Source organism: Bordetella genomosp. 13, assembly GCF_007679965.1.
Lineage (GTDB): Bacteria > Pseudomonadota > Gammaproteobacteria > Burkholderiales > Burkholderiaceae_B > Bordetella.
Genome location: NZ_VEHL01000009.1, coordinates 257,304 through 275,436 on the forward strand (window position 1 = coordinate 257,304; position 18,133 = coordinate 275,436).

General features: G+C 69.3%; 19 protein-coding genes. 12 read left to right on the forward strand and 7 right to left on the reverse strand.

What is annotated here, in order from left to right; all coding sequences use genetic code 11:
* Positions 1-10 precede the first annotated feature (10 nt).
* Complete coding sequence (locus tag FS845_RS21245; RefSeq protein WP_144639061.1) at positions 11-733, forward strand: CoA pyrophosphatase; 723 nt, start codon at positions 11-13, stop codon at positions 731-733.
* 141 nt (positions 734-874) lie between these two features.
* On the opposite strand, the gene rsgA is transcribed toward FS845_RS21245, so the two are convergent.
* A complete protein-coding gene (rsgA, locus tag FS845_RS21250) occupies positions 875-1,726 on the reverse strand; it encodes a ribosome small subunit-dependent GTPase A (protein ID WP_260986390.1) in 852 nt (283 codons plus the stop codon).
* 181 nt (positions 1,727-1,907) lie between these two features.
* On the reverse strand, positions 1,908-3,155 hold the full coding sequence (locus FS845_RS21255) for a M48 family metallopeptidase (protein ID WP_409929325.1): 1,248 nt from the start codon (positions 3,153-3,155) through the stop codon (positions 1,908-1,910).
* A gap of 59 nt (positions 3,156-3,214) precedes the next feature.
* Between FS845_RS21255 and orn the strand changes: the two genes are divergently transcribed.
* A complete protein-coding gene (orn, locus tag FS845_RS21260) occupies positions 3,215-3,760 on the forward strand; it encodes an oligoribonuclease (protein WP_144639067.1) in 546 nt (181 codons plus the stop codon).
* A 20-nt stretch (positions 3,761-3,780) separates the two neighbouring features.
* Positions 3,781-4,545 (forward strand): NAD(P)H-hydrate epimerase, encoded by a 765-nt coding sequence (locus tag FS845_RS21265; RefSeq protein WP_144639069.1) that lies wholly within the window; start codon positions 3,781-3,783, stop codon positions 4,543-4,545.
* Positions 4,546-4,739: 194 nt separating this feature from the next.
* Here the strand turns inward: FS845_RS21265 and FS845_RS21270 are convergent, their stop codons facing one another.
* Entirely contained in the window at positions 4,740-5,159 is a 420-nt protein-coding gene (locus FS845_RS21270) for a GreA/GreB family elongation factor (RefSeq protein ID WP_144639071.1), read from the reverse strand.
* 445 nt (positions 5,160-5,604) lie between these two features.
* Positions 5,605-6,543, reverse strand: a complete 939-nt coding sequence (gene paaX, locus FS845_RS21275) for a phenylacetic acid degradation operon negative regulatory protein PaaX (RefSeq protein WP_144639074.1) — start codon at positions 6,541-6,543, stop codon at positions 5,605-5,607.
* Between the two features lie 198 nt (positions 6,544-6,741).
* Between paaX and paaA the strand changes: the two genes are divergently transcribed.
* The 9 genes from paaA to paaK all read left to right on the forward strand — a co-directional run bounded on the left by paaA (position 6,742) and on the right by paaK (position 15,139).
* Positions 6,742-7,731 (forward strand): 1,2-phenylacetyl-CoA epoxidase subunit PaaA, encoded by a 990-nt coding sequence (paaA, locus tag FS845_RS21280; protein WP_144639076.1) that lies wholly within the window; start codon positions 6,742-6,744, stop codon positions 7,729-7,731.
* 104 nt (positions 7,732-7,835) lie between these two features.
* The gene (gene paaB, locus FS845_RS21285; RefSeq protein WP_066126010.1) at positions 7,836-8,120 is read left to right on the forward strand and encodes a 1,2-phenylacetyl-CoA epoxidase subunit PaaB; all 285 of its coding nucleotides are present in this window, start codon (positions 7,836-7,838) and stop codon (positions 8,118-8,120) included.
* Positions 8,121-8,132: 12 nt separating this feature from the next.
* Positions 8,133-8,897, forward strand: coding sequence for a 1,2-phenylacetyl-CoA epoxidase subunit PaaC (paaC, locus tag FS845_RS21290; protein ID WP_144639078.1), 765 nt, complete (start codon positions 8,133-8,135; stop codon positions 8,895-8,897).
* Between the two features lie 167 nt (positions 8,898-9,064).
* A complete protein-coding gene (gene paaD / locus FS845_RS21295) occupies positions 9,065-9,535 on the forward strand; it encodes a 1,2-phenylacetyl-CoA epoxidase subunit PaaD (RefSeq protein ID WP_186332371.1) in 471 nt (156 codons plus the stop codon).
* 11 nt (positions 9,536-9,546) lie between these two features.
* Positions 9,547-10,635 carry a 1,2-phenylacetyl-CoA epoxidase subunit PaaE gene (paaE, locus tag FS845_RS21300; protein ID WP_144639080.1) on the forward strand — a complete coding sequence of 363 codons (1,089 nt, stop codon included), beginning with the start codon at positions 9,547-9,549 and terminating at the stop codon, positions 10,633-10,635.
* A gap of 73 nt (positions 10,636-10,708) precedes the next feature.
* Positions 10,709-12,373 (forward strand): phenylacetic acid degradation protein PaaN, encoded by a 1,665-nt coding sequence (gene paaN, locus FS845_RS21305; protein WP_144639082.1) that lies wholly within the window; start codon positions 10,709-10,711, stop codon positions 12,371-12,373.
* A 59-nt stretch (positions 12,374-12,432) separates the two neighbouring features.
* The gene (gene paaG, locus FS845_RS21310; protein WP_144639084.1) at positions 12,433-13,221 is read left to right on the forward strand and encodes a 2-(1,2-epoxy-1,2-dihydrophenyl)acetyl-CoA isomerase PaaG; all 789 of its coding nucleotides are present in this window, start codon (positions 12,433-12,435) and stop codon (positions 13,219-13,221) included.
* Positions 13,221-13,694 (forward strand): hydroxyphenylacetyl-CoA thioesterase PaaI, encoded by a 474-nt coding sequence (paaI, locus tag FS845_RS21315; protein ID WP_144639086.1) that lies wholly within the window; start codon positions 13,221-13,223, stop codon positions 13,692-13,694. Before paaG ends, paaI begins: the two co-directional genes overlap by 1 nt.
* 131 nt (positions 13,695-13,825) lie before the next feature.
* Positions 13,826-15,139: a phenylacetate--CoA ligase PaaK gene (gene paaK / locus FS845_RS21320; protein ID WP_144639088.1), complete on the forward strand. Its 1,314-nt coding sequence runs from the start codon at positions 13,826-13,828 to the stop codon at positions 15,137-15,139.
* Between the two features lie 42 nt (positions 15,140-15,181).
* Here the strand turns inward: paaK and FS845_RS21325 are convergent, their stop codons facing one another.
* From FS845_RS21325 to FS845_RS21335, 3 genes are all read right to left on the reverse strand, one after another.
* Positions 15,182-16,459: a TRAP transporter large permease gene (locus tag FS845_RS21325; RefSeq protein ID WP_144639090.1), complete on the reverse strand. Its 1,278-nt coding sequence runs from the start codon at positions 16,457-16,459 to the stop codon at positions 15,182-15,184.
* A 63-nt stretch (positions 16,460-16,522) separates the two neighbouring features.
* Positions 16,523-17,023 (reverse strand): TRAP transporter small permease, encoded by a 501-nt coding sequence (locus FS845_RS21330; RefSeq protein ID WP_144639091.1) that lies wholly within the window; start codon positions 17,021-17,023, stop codon positions 16,523-16,525.
* 10 nt (positions 17,024-17,033) lie between these two features.
* A complete protein-coding gene (locus FS845_RS21335; protein ID WP_144639093.1) occupies positions 17,034-18,008 on the reverse strand; it encodes a TRAP transporter substrate-binding protein in 975 nt (324 codons plus the stop codon).
* Positions 18,009-18,133: the final 125 nt, after the last annotated feature.

The window sequence follows — 18,133 nt, forward strand, 5'->3', positions numbered from 1 at the left end:
TGCTTCCGGTATGTCGGATTCTTCTACTTCCCGCCCCCGCCGCCCGCTGGTCCGCCCTGGCTTCGATCCTGCCGCCCAGCCGTGGCGGGTCGCCGACCAGGGCCTGCCCGCCATCGCGGCCGAGCGGCTGACGGCCGACGCGCTGCGGCGCGGCTGGCAGTCGCGGGCGCCCTGGGAGCAGGATGGCATCGTGGCCAGCGAGGTGCGCTATCCGGGCCGCGAAGGCAAGCCGGTGCTGGCGGCGGTGCTCATCCCGATGGTGCTGCGGCCGGATGGCGTGCGCGTGCTGCTGACGCAGCGCGCCGCGCACTTGCACGACCACGCCGGCCAGATCAGCTTTCCCGGCGGCCGCATCGAGGACGACGACGCGTCGCCCGTGGCCGCCGCGCTGCGCGAGGCACAGGAAGAAACCGGCCTGGGACAGGAGTACGTCGAGATCCTGGGCACCATGCCCGCCTACGACACTTCCACGGGCTTTTCCGTCACGCCCGTGGCCGCGCTGGTGCGCCCGGGCTTCACCCTGGTGGCCGATGCCTTCGAGGTGGCCGAGATCTTCGAAGTGCCGCTGTCGTTCCTGATGGACCCGGCCAACCATCGCCTGTACCAGGCGAGCCTGCCCGATGGCCGGGTGCGGCAATACTACGCCATGCCCTGGGAGAAGTACTTCATCTGGGGCGCCACGGCGGGCATGCTGCGCAACCTGTACCACGCCTTGCGCGCATCGCTGCGCTGACGTCGCGGCGGAGGCCGGATGCCACGCCGGGCTGGGCGCGGGACGCGGCCGCCTGGGCGGCACCGCACCAGAATTGCGTCAGCTGAATCCCGGCAGGCGGGCCTGCCGCACGAACGGCCGGCCCGCGCCGCGTTCCCAGGATCAATACCGCTGCTGTCCCGCCTCGTTCTCTTCCAGGATGCGGCCGTACAGCGCATAGCGGCCCGCGTCGATCTCGCCCCGTTGCAGGGCCGCCACCACGCCGCAGCCCGGCTCGTGGCGGTGGCTGCAGTTGTAGAAGCGGCAATGCTCGATGTGCGGCAGGAACTCGGGAAACCCGCGCACGATGTCCTCGCGCGTCAGGTGCTGCAGGCCGAAGGCCTGGAATCCGGGGGAGTCGATCAGGTCGCCGCCGGGCGCGGGCAGGTGATACAGGCGCGTGCTGGTGGTGGTGTGGCGGCCCATGTCCAGCGCCGTCGAATACTCGCGCGTGGCGGCCTGGGCCTCGGGCGCCAGGGTGTTCAGCAGGGTGGACTTGCCCATGCCGCTCTGGCCCAGCAGCAGGCTGGTGCGGCCGGCCAGCAAGGGCGCAAGCTGTCGGCGCGCGGCGTCGGTGTCGTGCGCGCTCAGTTCGACGATGGGCACGCCCAGCGCGCGCAGCGGCGCCAGCCGGGCGCGCGCGGCCGGCAGGCCGCCGGCCAGGTCGATCTTGTTCAGCACGATGACTGGGCTGATGCCCACGCTCCAGGCGCCCGCCAGCGCGCGGCCGGTGAGGTCGTCGGAGAAGGTGGGCTCGACCGCCACCACGATCAGCAGCTGGTCGACGTTGGCCGCGAACTGCTTGGACCGCATCTCGTCCGAGCGGTACAGCAGATTGGTGCGCGGCAGCACCGCGTCGATGGCGCCTTCGTCGCGTCCCTGCAGCGTGACGCGCACGCGGTCGCCCACCGCCGGACCGGTTTTCTTGCCGCGCGGAAAGCACTGGCGCATGCTGCCGTCGGGCAGTTCCACCATGTAGTGGCGGCCATGCGCGGCGATCACGCGGCCTTCGAGACCCGGGTCCGACGCCGAGCCCTTTGCATGGCGGGATTGGCCTTGCAGGTTCACGGGCATGTCTTCACGCGGCGTGCCCCGGTACGGGCCTGGCTGGCCGGCGGGCGGGCCTTCGTGCGGCGCGCGGTGGCGGTGCTGCGGCTCATGCGGCCATCGTCAGGTGGCGGATGCGCACGGCGGCAGGGGGGTGGCTGTCGTAGAAGGCGGAGTGCACGGGGTCGGGCGTGAGGGTGGCGGCGTTGTCATCGTACAGTTTGACCAGCGCCGAGACCAGTTGATTCGACGAGGCCTGCTGGGCGGCGTAGCGGTCGGCCTCGAACTCGTCGCGCCGCGAGTACCAACTGGCCACGGGCGTGAGCATGAAGGTGAAGACCGGCACGGCCAGGAAGAACAGCAGCAGCGCCATGGCGTGGTTGGGGCCGTCCAGGCGCGGCACCACGCCCAGGCCCACGTAGAACCAGGGCTGCTGCGACAGCCAGCCCAGCAGCGCGAAGAACAGCAGCGCGCCCGCGAAGCTCATCGCGATGCGCTTGACGATGTGGCGCCGCGCGAAGTGGCCCAGTTCGTGCGCCAGCACGGCCTCGATCTCGTCGGCGTTCAGGCGCGACAGCAGCGTGTCGAAGAACACAATGCGGCGCGCGCGGCCGAACCCGGTGAAATAGGCGTTGCCGTGCGCCGAGCGGCGCGAGCCGTCCATGACGAACAGGCCGTTCAGCGCGAAGCCGCAGCGTTGCGCGAGCTTCTGGATGCGGTCGGCCAGCTCGGGGTCGGTCAGCGGCGTGAACTTGTTGAACAGCGGCGCGATGAAGGTGGGATAGATGAACAGCAGCAGCAGGTTGAACGCCGTCCACAGGCCCCAGGCCCACAGCCACCAGTAGGCACCGGCCTCGGCCATCAGCCACAGGATGGTGGCGGCCAGCGGCACGCCCAGCGCCAGCGCCACGGCGATGCCTTTGGCGGCATCGCTGACGAACAGCCCGGGCGTCATGCGGTTGAAGCCAAAGCGGCCCTCGAGCCGGAACTGGCGCCACAGCGTGAAGGGCAGCCCAAGCAGCCCCAGCAGGCCGAACACCGAGAACAGCAGCAACAGCTGGCGCAGCATGTCGCTGCCGGTCAGGCGGCCCAGCCCCGTGTCGATCCATTGCAGTCCGCCCAGCAGGGTCAGGCACACGAGGATGGCGGCGTCGTACACCCGTTCGATCATGCCCAGGCGGACCCGCGCCACGGTGTAGTCGGCGGCGCGCTGGTGGCTGTAGAGGCCGATGCGCGGCGCGAACTCGGCCGGCACTTCGTCGCGATGGCGGGCGACGTGGCGGATCTGGCGCGAGGCCAGCCACAGCCGCACGGCCAGGTCGGCCAGGAGCAGAAAGACGAACAGCTGGGTGAACAGGGGCAGGTTGCTGGGCACGGCGGTATGAGAAAATGGCGTGTTTTCTAAAGGCAAATTATATGGCTGCGAACGAAAATCGCCTGGTCTGGCTCGACATGGAAATGACCGGGCTCGATCCCGAGAAGGAACGCATCATCGAGGTGGCCGTCGTCGTCACGGAACCCGACCTCACCATCGTGGCCGAAGGCCCCGTGCTGGTCATCCACCAGCCCGACAGCCTGCTGGACGCCATGGACAACTGGAACAAGTCCACCCACGGCAAGAGCGGCCTGATCGACAAGGTCAAGGCGTCCACGCTGACCGAAGCCCAGGCCGAGACCGAGCTGGTGGCCTTCCTGTCGCAGCACGTACCGGCGGGCAAGTCGCCGCTGTGCGGCAACACCATCAGCCAGGACCGGCGCTTCATGTACGCGTACATGCCCAACCTGGAACGCTTCTTCCACTACCGCAACCTGGACGTCAGCACGCTGAAGGAGCTGGCGCGCCGCTGGGCGCCGGCGGTGTACAAGGGGTTCGAGAAGAAGAGCCGCCACGAGGCGCTGGCCGACATCTACGAATCCATCGACGAACTGAAGTACTACCGCGAGCACATGCTCAAGGTGTAGGCCCTGGGGGCGGGGTCTCCATGGAACTGTCCATCGACGAGATCCGGCGCATCGAGCGCGACGCGCTGGCCCGCGGCGTGCCGCTGATGCCGCGCGCGGGACTGGCGGCCGCGCGGTTCGTGGCGGCGCGGCTGGCCGATCGGGCGCAGGCGCGCCGATCAGGCCTTGGCGGCGAGCCGGGCCAGCCAGGCCATCGCCGACCTGACCCATCGAGCCAATCAAGCCAGCCAGGCCATGCCGCGCAGGCTGAGCCGGCGTCCGGGGCCGATCCCCAGCATTGCGCATCGCCGGCGGTCCGGTTTCCCATCCTCGCCCTGGCCGGCCCCGGCAACAACGGCGGCGACGCCCTGGTGGCGGCTACGTGGCTGCGCGCCTGGGGGCATGCCGTGCAGGTGGTGCTGTATGGCGATCCGGGCCGCTTGCCCGCCGATGCTCGCCAGGCCTATGAGGGCTGGCGCACCGCCGGCGGCGACACGATGTCCGGCCTTCCCGGCGACCCTCCGGCCTTGGCGCTGGACGGGCTGTTCGGCATCGGGCTGAACCGGCCGCTGGATCACACCTGGCAGGCCCGCGTGGACACCCTCAACGGCTGGCGAATCCCCGTGCTGGCGCTGGACGTGCCCAGCGGGCTGGATGCGGCCTCCGGCCTCGAACTGGGCAGGGCCGTCCGCGCCGCGTGGACGCTGTCCTTCATCGCGCGTGCGCCCGGGCTGACGCGTAATGCGGGGCCGACGGTCTGCGGAGAACTGCATCTGGACGGCCTGGGCGTGGGGCAAACGGGGTAGCGGTCGATGGACACGAGGATGCCGGGCAACGCTTCCACCGCGACCGACCGCACAAGGCCGCCGACGGTTGCCCCCCTGACCGCGGGACTGCCGTAGGGGAGCTGCGGATCATGATTCCGTCGCTCTGAATGGCCGAGTGACGCGCCATGCTTCCCGCGATGCCGCTTAGGCGGGCGTATTCCCCGCGACACCGATCAGGCCCCGAAGTCGCCCGCCGCTTCCGGCTGGTAGTCGATGCTGGCCAGGATGGCTTCGTGGTGCGCCCGGTCCGGTCCCTGCCATTGCACCGATTGCCCGGCCTTCTGGCCCAGCAGGCTCAGGCCCAGCGGCGACATCACCGAAATCTGGCCCGTGGCGGCGTTGCTCTCGGCGGGATAGGACAGCACGATGGTCATGTCCTGGCCGTCCGCCGTCACCAGCCGGACGCGCGAGCGCATCGTGACGACGTCGGCGTCGATGTCCTGGGCGGGTACGGTGACGACCGAATCCAGCAGTTCCTGGGCGGTATCCTCCACGCCCGGCGGCAGGCCGTCGGCGGCCATGCGCGCCAGCAGGCCGCAGAGGCGGGCGTGGTCGAGTTCGGTAAGGGTGCGTTCCTGGTCAGCGGTATGCATGATCACTCCGATGGGTGGCCAGGCCTGCTTGAAACGGCAAGCCATGGCAGTGGCGCGGGATGGCCCGACGACCGGGGAAATGCGCTAGAAAAAGAGAGGGGGGGTGGTGGTCGCCGGGCTCAGCCATGTGCGGCAAGAGCCGCGGCGGGTCCGGTCAGGTCCGGTCGGCAATAGCCGGCGCGCGAGCCGGGGCGCCGCGCGTGGCGGCGGCCGGGCAGGGCGGCGATGCGTTGGACCGGTAAGGAAGTCATGAGTCCATTGTAGGCATGTGCGGGCGGATCGCCAACCGGGGGCTGTCGGCACGCCGGCCGACGCGTCCCGGAAAGGGCTGGCCCCCGGGGGGGCGCGCCGGCGTGCTTAGCCAGCGGGAAGGCCGCGCTGCGCGGTGGCAGGGCTTCCCGGACGCGACGCGGCGATGGGGACGGAGCCCCTGGGCCGGAACTTCCTACCGCGGCGGACGTCCGCCGAAGCGCCCCAGCGCCTCCGGGTCCAGCGCCCGGTATCGCTCGTTCTCGCGTTCCGCCAGCGCCTGCAGGTGCGCCTCGGAGGCATCGAACAACTTCCAGTACAGGCGCGCGCACAGGTCCCGTGCGGCGTGTCCCGGCCAATGGTCCGGCAGCATGGGCGCGGGCAACTGCGGATCGTGCAGCGCGATCCGCCGCCAGCTGTGCAGCAGCAGCACGCGCGCGGCGAATGCCTGGTCGGGGGCGGCGGAGGATTCGTCCAGCAGCTTCTCCAGCGGCGCGAAGTTGCGCGTGAACTGGCGGTACTGCTCGGCCACGTCGTCCAGGTTCCAGCACTGGGTGGCCAGGCTGGCGATGGGCAGCCCGCCCGCGTCGGCCAGGTCGCGCGCCGACAGCACCAGCGCCTTGTCGGGGATGCCCAGGCGGTCGAGGATGGCGTGGGCGGCGCGGGCCTCGGTCTGCGGATGCGCGAAGAGTCCCGGCGCCACCATGCCGAACCCTTCCCACAGCAGCTCGCGACGCAGCTCGGCCCGTTCGGCCAGGCCGTTGTTGCCCACGCGCGGCAACGCCACCAGCGTCCATTCGCCGTTCCATTGCCGTGCCGGGCCGTCGTAGATGCGCTGCGAGGCGCGCGCGGTGTCGCGCAGGCCGCGTTCGGTCATCAGGTACAGGCTGCGCCGGCCGTGGCGCTCGGAACGCAGCCAGTCCTGCGCCACCAGGCGGAACACGCTGGTGCGCAACAGGCGTTCGTTGATGCCGACCGGCGCCAGCAGTTCGATCAGGTCGCCCAGCCAGATGGCGCCGCCGTGGGGGGCCAGCGCATCGCCCAGCAGGCTGACGCACAGCGACTTGGCGCGCGGCGGGTCCTGCTTGAGCAGGCGGGCGATGAAGCGGTCCAGCGGGGCGGGAGCAGAGGCCATGGGAAGCCGGAAACCGGCGGTGATGGGGACGGCTCGCCGGGCGGCGAGGCACGATCCATGACATGATACATAAATCGAACGTGATACGGAATTTCGTTTGACAATCGTTTTTCTGTATTAAATAATGGATTCATCGAGCGGCGATCCGCCGGGCGTGTCCACGCGCCCCGCACAGCCGCCTCTTTCAGGAGACTCGCCATGTACGCGCAATTGGTCGAAACCGGCGTCAAGAAGGTCCGCGGCGTCGATGAACTGACCGGTCCCGAGCAGGCCTTCCAGCGCCGTATCGACGATGGCGTGCGCATCGAGGCCAAGGACTGGATGCCCGAGGCCTACCGCAAGACTCTCATCCGCCAGATTTCGCAGCACGCGCATTCCGAGATCGTCGGCATGCTGCCCGAAGGCAACTGGCTGACGCGCGCGCCGTCGCTCAAGCGCAAGGCCATCCTGCTGGCCAAGGTGCAGGACGAGGCCGGCCACGGCCTGTACCTGTACAGCGCCGCCGAGACGCTGGGCGTGTCGCGCGACCAGCTGGTCGACGACCTGCATTCGGGCCGCGCGAAGTACTCCAGCATCTTCAACTATCCCACGCTCACTTGGGCCGACATCGGCATGATCGGCTGGCTGGTCGACGGCTCGGCCATCATCAACCAGATCCCGCTGTGCCGCTGTTCCTACGGCCCGTACGCGCGGGCCATGGTGCGCGTCTGCAAGGAAGAGTCCTTCCACCAGCGCCAGGGCTACGACCTGCTGATCGAGATGTGCCGCAACGGCACGCCCGAGCAGAAGGCCATGTGCCAGGAAGCGCTGAACCGCTGGTGGTGGCCCGCGCTGATGATGTTCGGCCCGCCGGACGGCGATTCGCCCAACAGCGCGCAGTCCATGCAATGGAAGATCAAGCTGTTCTCCAACGACGAACTGCGCCAGAAGATGGTGGACCAGAGCGTGCCGCAGGCCGAATACCTGGGCCTGACCGTGCCCGATCCCGACCTGAAGTGGAACGCCGAGCGCGGCCACTACGACTTCGGCGAGATCGACTGGAGCGAATTCCACGCCGTGCTCAAGGGCAATGGTCCCTGCAATCGCGAGCGCCTGGCCGCGCGCGTCAAGGCGCACGAAGAGGGTGCCTGGGTGCGCGACGCGCTGGTCGCCCACGCCGACAAGCAGGCGCGCCGCAAGGCCGCGTAAGACGATCCAAGGCGGCCAGCCGCCGCCGCGCGATGGCCGGGCCGGTGGCTCGCCGTCGTCCGATATTTCTCCACGCCGGGCGCTGCGCGCCCCAGGAACGCATCATGAGCAAAGAATGGCCCCTGTGGGAAGTCTTCATCCGCAGCCAGCACGGCCTGGCGCACAAGCACGTCGGCAGCCTGCACGCGCCCGATGCCGAGATGGCGATCAACAATGCGCGCGACGTCTACACGCGCCGCAATGAAGGCCTGAGCATCTGGGTGGTGCGCGCGGCCGATATCGTGGCCAGCAGCCCCTCGGACAAGGAGCCCCTGTTCGAGCCGGCCAACAACAAGGTCTACCGGCATCCCACGTTCTTCCCGATGCCCGACGAAATCAAGCACATGTAAGGCGGGCCGCACATGGACAAGACCCTGTTCGAATACCTGCTGCGCCTGGGCGACGGCAATCTGGTGCTGGCGCAGCGCCTGGTGGCCTGGACCGGCCACGGCCCCATCCTGGAAGAAGACCTGGCGCTGACCAACACCGCGCTGGACCTGCTGGGCCAGGCGCGCCTGTGGCTGACGCTGGCGGGCGAGGTCGAGGGAGAAGGCCGCGACGAGGATGCGCTGGCCTACCTGCGCGATGCGCCGCAGTTCCGCAATCCGCTGCTGGCCGAGCGGCCCAACGGCAACTACGCCGACACCATGGCGCGCCAGTATTTCTACGACGTGTGGCATTACTTCCTGCTGCAGGGCCTGCAGCAGTCCACGGACGAGCGCGTGGCCGCCATCGCCGCCAAGTCCATCAAGGAAGTCACCTATCACGTGCGCCGCTCGGCCGACCTGGTGGTGCGGCTGGGGGATGGCACCGACGTCAGCCACGCCCGCATGCAGGCCGCCGTGGACGAGGCCTGGCGCTATACCGGCGAGCTGTTCACCGACGACGACGTGGACCGCGACGTGGCCGCGCGCGGCATCGGCTGTGCGCTGGCGCCGCTGCGCGAGCCCTGGCTGGCGCACGTGCGCGAGGTGCTGGAAGAGGCCACGCTGACCCTTCCCGACGACGCGCAGTCGTTCCACGCCGCGCAGCGCGGCGGCCGCCAGGGCCGCCATACCGAAGAACTGGGCTACCTGCTGGCCGAGATGCAGCACCTGCCGCGCGCCTATCCCGGAGCGACGTGGTGAACGCGGCGAAGACGTCCGGGTCGGACCAGGGCGAGGCGGGTGCCGCGGCCCGGGACGTCCGGCATGCCGTGATGGACGCCGCCCGGCAGGTGGCCGGACGCACCGCCGCGCAGGGCGGGTCGCGTGACGTCGAGCACGCCGCTGCCCATGTCCCCGAGCCGCTTCTCATGCAGTGGCTGGAAGGCGTGCCCGATCCCGAGATCCCCGTGCTGTCGGTGGTCGACCTGGGCGTGGTGCGCCAGGTGCATTGGGACGGCGACACCTGTGTGGTCACCATCACGCCCACGTACTCGGGTTGCCCCGCCATGCGCGAGATCACGCAGGACATCGAGCGCACGCTGGCCGGCCATGGCGTGGCCCGCGTGCGCGTCGAGACCCGCCTGGCGCCGGCCTGGACTACCGACTGGATGAGCGAGCGCGGCCGCCAGGCGCTGGCGCAATACGGCATCGCGGCCCCGGCGCAGCGCGCGGTGGACATCTCCGGCATCAGCCGGCGCACCAGCCAGCCGGCCGTGCCGTGCCCGCACTGCGGATCGTCCAACACGCGCCTGATCAGCAACTTCGGTTCGACCTCGTGCAAGGCGCTGTATCGCTGCGGCGCCTGCCGCGAACCGTTCGATTACTTCAAGGCTCACTGAGCGGCCCCACCATGAGTCAATCCGCATTCCATTCGCTGAAAGTGGCGTCCGTGGCGCGCAACACGCGCGACGCCGTCGTGGTCACCTTCGACCTGCCGCAGGAGCTGTCCGGCGATTTCGCGTTCCGGCCCGGCCAGTACCTGACGCTGCGCACCCAGTTGTCCGGCGAGGAAGTGCGCCGCTCGTATTCCATCTGTTCGGCGCCCGGCGACGGCGTGCTGCGCGTGGCCATCAAGAAGGTCGACGAGGGCGTGTTCTCCAGTTGGGCCAACCATCAGCTGCAGCCCGGCCAGACGCTGGAAGTGATGCCGCCCGCCGGCAACTTCACCATAGACTTCGATCCCGCGCAGGCGCGCCGCTACGTGGCCTTCGCCGTGGGCAGCGGCATCACGCCGGTGCTGTCGCTGGTGAAGACCGCGCTGTCCACCGAGCCCGGCAGCCGCTTCACGCTGTTCTTCGGCAACCGCGCCTCGTCGTCGGTACTGTTCCGCGAAGAGATCGAGGACCTGAAGAATCGCTACATGGAGCGCTTCTCGCTGGTCTACATCATGAGCCGGGAGGCGCAGGACATCGAGTTGTTCAACGGCCGCCTGGACGGCGACAAGGTCGGCGAGCTGCTGCGCGTGTGGATGCCGCCGGCGCAGATCGACTACGCCTTCGTGTGCGGCCCGCAGACCATGATCGAGAGCGTGGTCGAGCGCCTGCAGGCGCTGGGCATCCCGAAGGACCGCGTGAAGTTCGAGCTGTTCGGCGCGCCCAAGGGCCCGCGCGCGCTGCGCACGGGCCGCGACGCCCTGGCCGCGCCGGGCAAGAACCAGTGCGAGGTCACCGTGGTGCAGGATGGCCACAGCCGCACGTTCTTCATCGACAAGAACCAGGACAGCGTGCTGGATTCGGCGCTGGCCCAGGGCATCGAGCTGCCGTACTCGTGCAAGGGCGGCGTCTGTTCCACCTGCCGCTGCAAGGTCGTCGAGGGCGAGGTGGACATGGACGCCAACTTCGCGCTGGAAGACTACGAAGTGGCGCGCGGCTTCGTGCTCAGCTGCCAAAGTTTCCCGGTCAGCGACCGGCTGGTCATCGATTTCGACCAGGAAACGTGATTCATCCCAAGACCTGATACCAATACACGTGCGCGGGCCCGCCAGGCGCCGCGCCAACCACTGGAGATACCCCGTGTCACAGGACTTCTTCGAACGCCACCAGGCCGTGCTGGAACAGGCGCAGCGCGCCGCCTCCGAGCGCGGCTACTGGAGCCCGCATGCCGAATCGCCCAGCCCGCGCAACTACGGCGAAACCGCCGCGGCCGACGGCCAGGCCGCCTTCGAGGCGCTGCGCGGCAAGCCCTTCCCGCTGGATCTGCCCCTGGCCGACGGCACCGTCGGCGGCGAGGTCTCGCCGTTCGGCTTCGCCCTGGACATCACCTATCCCCGCGTGCGTCCCGACGCGCTGATCCAGGCCGCGGGCGGCGCGCTCGAATCGTGGCGCCGCGCCGGCCCGCGCGCGTGGGTGGGCGTGTCGCTGGAGATCCTGCAGCGCCTGAACCAGCGCAGCTTCGAGATCGCCAACGCCGTGCAGCACACCACCGGCCAGGCCTTCATGATGGCCTTCCAGGCGGGCGGCCCGCACGCGCAGGACCGCGGCCTGGAGGCCGTCACCTACGCGTGGCAGGAAATGTCGCGCGTGCCCGGCAGCGTCATCTGGGAAAAGCCGCAGGGCAAGAACGAACCCATCCGCATGGAGAAGCGCTTCACCGTGGTGCCGCGCGGCGTGGCGCTGGTCATCGGCTGCTCCACGTTCCCCACCTGGAACGGCTATCCCGGCCTGTTCGCCAGCCTGGCCACGGGCAATGCCGTCATCGTCAAGCCGCATCCCGCCGCGATCCTGCCGCTGGCCATCACGGTCAAGGTGGCGCGCGAGGTGCTGGCCGAGGCGGGCTTCGATCCCGACGTGGTGCAGCTGGCCGCGCACGAGGCCGGCGACGACACCGCGCAGGACCTGGCGCTGCGCCCGGAAGTGAAGATCGTCGACTTCACGGGCAGCACCGCCAACGGCGACTGGCTGGAAGCCAACGCCCGCCAGGCCCTGGTCTACACCGAGAAGGCCGGCGTCAACCAGGTCATCATCGATTCCGCGCCCGACCTGAAGGGCGTGGTGCGCAACCTGGCGTTCTCGCTGGCCCTGTATTCGGGCCAGATGTGCACGGCGCCGCAGAACATCTACGTGCCGCGCGGCGGCATCCGCACGGCCGAGGGCCGGGTCAGCTTCGACGAGGTGGCCGCCGCGCTGGGCACCGCGCTGGACAAGCTGCTGGCCGATCCGGCCAAGGCCGTCGAATTCACCGGCGCCATCCAGAGCGAGGCCACCGCCGCGCGTGTCGAAAAGGCCCGCGCGCTGGGCCTGCCCGTGGTGGCCGACAGCCGCGAGCTGGCGCATCCGCAGTTCGAGGGCGCGCGCGTGCGCACGCCGCTGGTGCTGCGTGCCGATGCCGGCAACGAGGCGCTGGGCCAGGAATGGTTCGGCCCCATCGCCTTCGTGGTGGCCACGGATTCCACCGAGCACAGCATCGCGCTGGCGCGCGCTTCCGTGCGCGAGCACGGCGCGCTGACGCTGGCGGCCTACACCAGCGACGACGCCGTCGCGGCCCAGGTGCAGGACGCGGCCGAGGTGTCGGGCGTGTCGCTGTCGCTGAACCTGACCGGCGGCGTGTTCGTCAACCAGACCGCGGCATTCAGCGACTTCCACGGCACCGGCGCCAACCCGGCCGCCAATGCCGCGCTTTCCGACGCGGCGTTCGTCTCCAACCGCTTCCGCGTCGTGCAGACGCGCTGGCACGTCTAGGAACGACCCGCGCGCGCCGCTACGCCCCGACAACACACATAACCAGAGACATCGTCAGCATGGCCTACCAAGACATCCTGTTCACCCTGGAAGGCGGCATCGCCCGCCTGACGCTGAACCGTCCCGACAAGCTCAACAGCTTCACCGCGCGCATGCACGGCGAGGTGGCCGACGCGCTGACGCGCGTCGAGACCGAAGGCGCGCGCGTGCTGGTGCTCACCGGCGCCGGCCGCGGCTTCTGCGCGGGCCAGGACCTGAGCGAACGCCGGCCGGCGGCCGACGGCTCGCCGCCCGACCTGGGCGAGACGGTCGAGACCTACTACGGGCCGCTGGTCAAGCGCCTGCAGGCGCTGCCCATGCCGGTGGTGGTGGGCGTGAACGGGGTGGCGGCCGGCGCCGGCGCCAACCTGGCCTTCGCGGGCGACCTGGTCATCGCCAAGGAGTCGGCCAGCTTCATCCAGTCGTTCTGCAAGCTCGGCCTGATTCCCGACACCGGCGGCACCTACGCGCTGCCGCGCCTGGTGGGCCGCGCCCGTGCGCTGGGCCTGGCCCTGCTGGGCGACAAGCTGCCCGCGCGGCAGGCCGAGCAATGGGGCCTGATCTGGCAATGCGTGGCCGACGACGCGTTCGATGCGAGGCTGGACGAGCTGGCCGCGCACTTCGCGCAGGCGCCCACCAAGGGTCTGGCCTTCACCAAGCGCGCGCTGCAGCACAGTTTGGGCAACGACCTGGCCACGCAGCTGGACCTGGAGCGCGACATGATGCGCGAGCTGGGCCGCAGCGCCGACTACGCCGAAGGCGTGGCGGCCTTCCTGGACAAGCGCGCGCCGCGATTCAAGGGGCAATGATGGGCGACACCCACTTTTCGGCTGGCGTGCCGGCCGATCCGCAGGCGCTGGCCGAGGCCGTGCGCCAGACCATGTATGCCAACGACACCGCCACGCAGGGCCTGGGCATGGAAGTCGTCGCCATCGCGCCCGGCCAGGCGCGCGTCACCATGCGCGTGCGCGCCGACATGCTGAACGGCCACAAGACCTGCCATGGCGGCTTCATCTTCGCGCTGGCCGACAGCGCCTTCGCGTTCGCGTGCAACTCGCGCAACGTCAGCACGGTGGCGTCCGGCTGCACCATCGACTTCCTGGCGCCCGGCTTCGCGGGCGACGTGCTGACCGCCGAGGCGCAGGAACGTTCGCTGGCCGGCCGCACGGGCGTCTACGACATCACCGTCAGCAACCAGGACGGCAGGCTGGTGGCGGTGTTCCGCGGCCGCTCGTACCGCATCAAGGGGCAGGTGGTGGGCGAGGCCGCCGACGCGGCATAGGCCCTGCGCAGCGTGGCCGCGTGTGCGGACCGCGCAGGCAGTCCAGCAAGCGCCCGCCCCACGACCGCAAGAAGAATCGCATCACGTCCGGGCGGCGCGCGCCGCCCGGCGACACATCAGGAGAGAGACCCATGTCCAACACGATGAGCAAGCCCGGGCTGGATCCCATCGAGCACGCCAGCCGCGACGAAATCCAGGCGCTGCAGCTGGAACGGTTGAAGTGGACGCTGAACCACGCCTACCAGAACGTGCCCCACTACAAGCGCGCCTTCGACGAGCGCGGCGTGCATCCCGACGACCTGAAGCAGCTGTCGGACATCTCGCGCTTTCCCTTCACCGTGAAGAAAGACCTGCGCGACAACTACCCCTTCGGCATGTTCGCCGTGCCGCGCGAGCGCGTGTCGCGCGTGCATGCGTCCAGCGGCACCACGGGCAAGCCGACGGTGGTGGGCTACACGGCGCAGGACCTGGACAACTGGGCCAACCTGGTGGCGCGCTCGATCCGCGCGGCGGGCGGCAAGCCGGGCGACATCATCCACGTCGCCTACGGCTACGGCCTGTTCACCGGCGGCCTGGGCGCGCATTACGGCGCCGAGCGGCTGGGCTGCACGGTCATCCCCATGTCGGGCGGGCAGACCGAGAAGCAGGTGCAGCTGATCCAGGATTTCCAGCCGGACATCATCATGGTCACGCCCTCCTATTTCTGCAACATCCTGGAAGAGCAGCGCCGCCAGGGCATCGATCCGCGCCAGAGCTCCCTGCGCATCGGCATCTTCGGTGCCGAGCCCTGGACGGGACAGATGCGCGCCGACATCGAGTCGCAGGCGGGCATCGACGCGGTCGACATCTACGGACTGTCCGAGGTGATGGGTCCGGGCGTGGCCAGCGAGTGCGTCGAGACCAAGGACGGCCCGGTGGTGTGGGAGGACCATTTCTATGCCGAGATCATCGATCCCGTCACGGGCGAGCCCGTGGCGGAGGGCGAAGAGGGCGAGCTGGTCTTCACCTCGCTGACCAAGGAAGCGATGCCCGTCATCCGCTACCGTACCCGCGACCTGACGCGCCTGCTGCCGCCCACCTCGCGCAGCATGCGCCGCATCGGCAAGATCACCGGCCGCAGCGACGACATGCTGATCGTGCGCGGCGTGAACCTGTTCCCGACCCAGGTCGAGGAACTGGTGCTGAAGGTGGCCCAGCTGGCGCCGCATTATCAGCTGGTGCTGACCAAGAACGGCAACCTGGACGAGCTGGAGATCCTGACGGAAGTGCGCACCGAGTTCGCCAGCCTGGACGCCGCCGAGCGCGAGGCGCTGGGCCGCCAGCTGCAGGCCGCGGTGAAGGCCTACATCGGCATCAGCGCGCGCGTGAATGTGGCCGACTGCGGCTTCGTCGAGCGCACGCTGACCGGCAAGGCGCGCCGCGTGATCGACAAGCGGCCCCGCTGAGCGCGCAGCCAGGCCAGCGCAAGCCTGGCCTGGCTTTTCCCGCTATCGCGCGTACACCAGGTCGCGCAGGCCCAGCGACAGGCCGGGCCAGTACGTGATCACCATCAGGCAGGCGATCACCACGCCCACGAAAGGCAGCAGGGGCCGGATCAGGCGTTCCAGCGGCAGCTTCGCCACGGCGCACGCGGCGAACAGGTTCACGCCGAACGGGGGCGTGATCATGCCCAGCGCCAGGTTCACCACCATGATGATCCCGAAATGCACGGGATCGATGCCGAACTGTACCGCGACGGGCAGCAGCAACGGGGCCAGCACCACGACCGATGCCGAGGTCTCGATGAACATGCCGATGATGAACAGCGCCGCATTGACGCCGAGCAGGAAGGTGAACCGGTCGTCGAACAGCTGCGCCAGCCCTTGCCCCAGCGCATCGGGAATGCCGGCCCGGTTCAGCAGGAAACTGAAGACTCCCGCGTTGGCGATCACGAACATGATGACGGCCGTGGAGACGACGGTCCGGTTCAGCGCGGCCGACAGGTCCCGCAGCGCCAGCCTGCGATAGACATAGCGGCCCACCAGCACGGCATAGAACACCGCCACCACCGAGGCTTCCGTGGGCGTGAAGATCCCGCCATAGATGCCGCCCAGGATGATCACGGGCATCAGCAGCGCCAGCCATGCGCGGCGCAGCGAGGGCCAGGGCGCCATGCGGCCGTCGCCGTCCTGCCTGCCCAGGCCATGGCGGCGGGCATACAGCCAGACGTACAGCATCAGCGCCAGGCCGATCAGGATGCCGGGCATGACGCCGGCGATGAACAGCTCGCCCGTGGAGGTGTCGGTGGACACCGCGAACAGGATCATGGGAATGGACGGCGGGATGATGACGCCCAGCTCCGCCGCGCTGGCCTGCAGCGAGGCGGCGAAGGGCGCGGGATAGCCGTGGCGGATCATGGCCGGGATCAGGATCGCCCCCACCGCGAACGTGGTGGCCACGCTGGAGCCCGCCACGGCCGCGAAGATCATGCAGGTCAGCACGCAGGTGCAGGCCAGCCCGCCCTGCAGGCCGCCCACCAGGCTCTTGGCGAAGTCGACCATGCGTTCCGAGATGCCGCCGGCCTCCATCAGGTTGCCGGCCAGGATGAAGAACGGAATGGCCACCAGGGGATACTTGTCCAGCGCGGCATACAGCTGCTGCGCCATCACCAGCCAGGGCAGGCCGGCCACCGAGATGCCGCCCAGGCTTGCCAGGCCGATGGCCACGGCCACCGGCACCGACAGGCCGAAGAAGATCAGCATCGAGAGAATCATCAACTGCGACATGGAACCACCAGGATGTCGTCCGGCCCGCGCCGCAAGGCGCCGCGAGCCGGGTGGGGATGGAGATCAGCCTTGGGCGTCGTTGCGCACGGGTTCGGGCTCGTCCGGTCCGGCCGCCACGCGTGCCAGCACCGCGATCGCGGCCAGCGCCGCCCCTACCGGAATGGCCAGGTAGATCCAGGAGATCGAGATGTCCAGGCTGGGCACGTTCTGGAAGCGCACCCGCCAGGTCATCTGTCCGCCGATCCAAGCCAGTGCCGCCAGGAAAACGACGCATATGGCCGCCAATGCGTACTGCAGCCAGCGTTGCGCCCGGCCGCGCAGGCTGTTGCGCAGCAACTCCACGCTGATCATCGCGCCGTGCCGGAAGGCCAGCGCGATGCCCAGCAGCACGGTCCAGATCAGCAGGGCACGCGTCAGCACCTCCGTCCAGTCGGCGGGCGACTGCAGGACGAAGCGCGCGATCACTTGATAGAACGCGGCCGCCGCGGCGGCCACCAGCAGAAGCTGGGCCACCGCGGACACCAGCCGGAACAGGGCCCTCTCGGCCGTGTGCAGCACGTGCATGGGGCGGCCTTTACTTCACGTCGCGGATGGCGTCGATGAGCTTCTTGTCGTACTTCTTGTAGTACTCCTTGTAGGCCGGCTCGACGGCCGCCGCGAACGCGGCGCGGTCGACCTGGTCCACCTGCATGCCGTCTTTCTTCAATTGCTCGGCGCCGGTCTTCTCGATGTTGTCGACGAAGTTCCGCATGGCCTGGGCCGAATCCTTGCCGGCCTGCTGGAACGCCGCCTTCTGGTTGTCGGGCAGGCTGTCGTAGACGCTGCCGGACATCAGGACCAGGGCGGGGCCATAGACGTGGCCGGTCAGGGACAGGTATTTCTGCATCTGCGACAGCTTGGCCGACGTGATCACCGACAGCGGATTCTCCTGGCCGTCGATGGTGCCCTGCTGCAACGCGGTGGCGACCTCGGGCCAGGCCATGGGCGTGGGCAGGATGCCGATCTGGCGGAAGGCCGTGATGTGGATCGGGTTCTCGGTGGTACGGATCTTCAGGCCCTTGGCGTCGGCCGGCGTGCGCACCGGGCGCACGTTGTTCGTCAGGTGGCGAAAGCCCTGCTCACCCCAGGCCAGCGCGACGATGCCGCGCGACGGGAACTTGGCCAGCATGTCCTGGCCGATCTTGCTGTCGAGCACCTTGCGCGCATGATCCAGGTCGCGCAGCAGGAACGGGATGTCGAACACGCCGGTCTCGGGCACGAAGTTCAGCGTGGCGCCGGTGGAAACGATGGCCAGGTCGATGGTGCCGATCTGCAGGCCCTCGATCACCTCGCGCTCGCCGCCCAGGGCGCTGTTGGCGAACTGTTGGACCTTGAACTTTCCGCCGCCCGCCGCCTCGATCGACTTGGCGAACGCGTCCGCTCCCGCGCCGTAGTGGGACGACGTGGACAGGGCGTAGGCCATCTTCAGGGTCGTCTGGGCGGCGGCGGGCAGGGTGGCGGCCAGCGCGCTTGACGCCAGCAGGGTTGCGGCGAGCCAGGACTTGCGCATGTTGTCTTCTCCGTTGTCTTCAGAAACGTATCGTTCTTTGGCGGCTTTTCACCGCCAGGGCATGATAGCGGCATTCCCCGGCCGGATAGGAAGGGCAAGGGTTTTCACGGGTGCGCCCGCCCGAT